The following is a 1,714-nucleotide window of genomic DNA, read 5'->3' as shown; positions in this document are numbered from 1 at the left end:
GGTGCGAGACGGTCGAGTCGTTCGACGACCTGGCGTTCCTCCTGCTGCCGCGCCTCGCGGGAGCGGCGGAGAAGGCGTGGACGAGGCAGGTCACCGGGTGGAGCGAGCACGCGCCGCGCCTCGCCCGGCACGCCGACGCGTGGCACGCCATGGGGTTCGGCGCGGCCTACCGCCCGGCCACGCCGGTCACCGACCGCTGACCCCGGGCCGGGCCGTCAGCGACCCGTCCGCTGCGCCGGGATCTTCGACACGCCCGCCTCGACGGCGCACGCGGCCTCGGTCAGCGTCGGGTAGACGAGCACCTGGCGGTCCGCGCCGGTCACCCGCAACGGCCGCAGCACGCACTGGTTGTCCGCCACCACGGCGAAGAACGTGCCCAGCTGCTCGGCGCGCGTGTTCGCGGCGATCAGGGCGGCCACGCCCACCGAGCCGATGAACGTCACCCCGGTCAGGTCCACCACCAGCGCCGGCGGGGCGGCGTCGAGCCGCGAGCCCAGCCGGGAGCGGAAGGCCGAGACCGTGCCGAGGTCGATGTTGCCCTTGGTGGAGCAGAACTCGACGTCTTCCTCGGTGAGGGCGGCACGAGCGGTGGAGGTGCCGCTGAGCTGATCCAGCATGAGTGCGCTCCTTCGGGTTCCCCTGACCGGGGAGCAGGCCGAGCTTTTAGCCCGTTCAGGTGTAGGAAGATCGGCCATCTGAGGTACGTCTCGGATGGCACGTTACGGCGCGTCCGCCTGACGCCACAACCCCCTCACGACATCACCATCGAGTGACCTGACCGCCCGGAAGGGGGTCGTCCGCCACGGAGCGGAGCGGCCGTCCGCCCGTCGCCCGTCGCGGGCACGGCGCAGCGCCCGCAGGTACTTGCCGACGTCCACTTGCAGGGAGTCGGCGGCGGTCGTGCCGTGCCGCCGGGCGACCCGCGCGAGGTGCGCGTCGACCTCCCCGGTCATCCGGTCGACGTCCGGCAGCGACGCGACACCCGAGACCAGGTCGGTGATCCACGCCGCCTGCGCCTCGAACACCGGGGTGGACGACCACCGGCGGACGGCTGGCGTGGACGGCGCCCGCCCCCGTTCCGCCCGGTGGCGCGGCGGTCGAGTTCTGGGAGGGCGACCGGCTGCTGGGGGTGCCGCGCCCGTCCACCGACCTGCGCACCTACACCCTGGACGCGGCCGACGTCGCCAACCCCGAGGGGCTCCAGGTCCGGTTGTCGGGCAGGCGGTTGGACGTCGAGGAGCCCGCCGCGCCACCGTCGACCGCGGCGAACGTGGTGCCGCCCGCCTTGCTGCCCGCCGGTGACACCGATCCCGGCAAGCCCGGCCCGTTCACCACGAGCACGGGGGAGTACGAGCTGGACCCGATCACCGTGCCGGGCTACGCGGTGCCGCTGGAGATGAAGGCCGTGGTCGTCGCGCCGACCGACGCGCCGGGCAGGCACCCGCTGGCGCTGTTCCTGCACGGCAGGCACATCACCTGTTACGACGGGGCCCAGTTGCTGCTGGAGTGGCCTTGTCCGGCGCCCGCCGTGCCGGTGCCGAGCCACCGCGGTTACCTCCAGGCGCAGCGTCTGCTGGCCTCACAGGGTTACGTGACGGTGTCCGTGTCCGCCAACGCGGTCAACGCCCAGGACACGTTGGACGTCGAGTCGGGCGCGGGCGCCCGGTCGGCGCTGGTCCGCGCCCACCTGGCCAAGCGGGCGGACTGGGCGGGC

General features: G+C 73.9%; 2 protein-coding genes and 2 pseudogenes. 2 read left to right on the top strand and 2 right to left on the bottom strand.

The features are described from left to right. Positions 1 to 200: pseudogene (locus AB0G02_RS38675) on the top strand (hypothetical protein); the annotation flags it as partial. 15 nt (positions 201 to 215) lie between these two features. Here the strand turns inward: AB0G02_RS38675 and AB0G02_RS38670 are convergent. Next, positions 216 to 617 carry an STAS domain-containing protein gene (locus AB0G02_RS38670; RefSeq protein WP_360805021.1) on the bottom strand — a complete coding sequence of 134 codons (402 nt, stop codon included), beginning with the start codon at positions 615 to 617 and terminating at the stop codon, positions 216 to 218. 102 nt (positions 618 to 719) lie between these two features. Beyond that, positions 720 to 1,025, bottom strand: a complete 306-nt coding sequence (locus AB0G02_RS38665) for a hypothetical protein (protein WP_360805018.1) — start codon at positions 1,023 to 1,025, stop codon at positions 720 to 722. Positions 1,026 to 1,129: 104 nt separating this feature from the next. Between AB0G02_RS38665 and AB0G02_RS38660 the strand changes: the two are divergent. Beyond that, positions 1,130 to 1,714: pseudogene (locus AB0G02_RS38660) on the top strand (hypothetical protein); the annotation flags it as partial.

The sequence above is a fragment of the Actinosynnema sp. NPDC023658 genome, from assembly GCF_040639995.1.
Lineage (GTDB): Bacteria > Actinomycetota > Actinomycetes > Mycobacteriales > Pseudonocardiaceae > Actinosynnema.
This window is presented reverse-complemented; position numbering and strand designations above follow the sequence as displayed.

Excerpts from the sequence above, each read along its gene's own strand:
- AB0G02_RS38670 (WP_360805021.1), bottom strand. The coding sequence starts at position 617 with ATGCTGGATCAGCTCAGCGGCACCTCCACCGCTCGTGCCGCCCTCACC.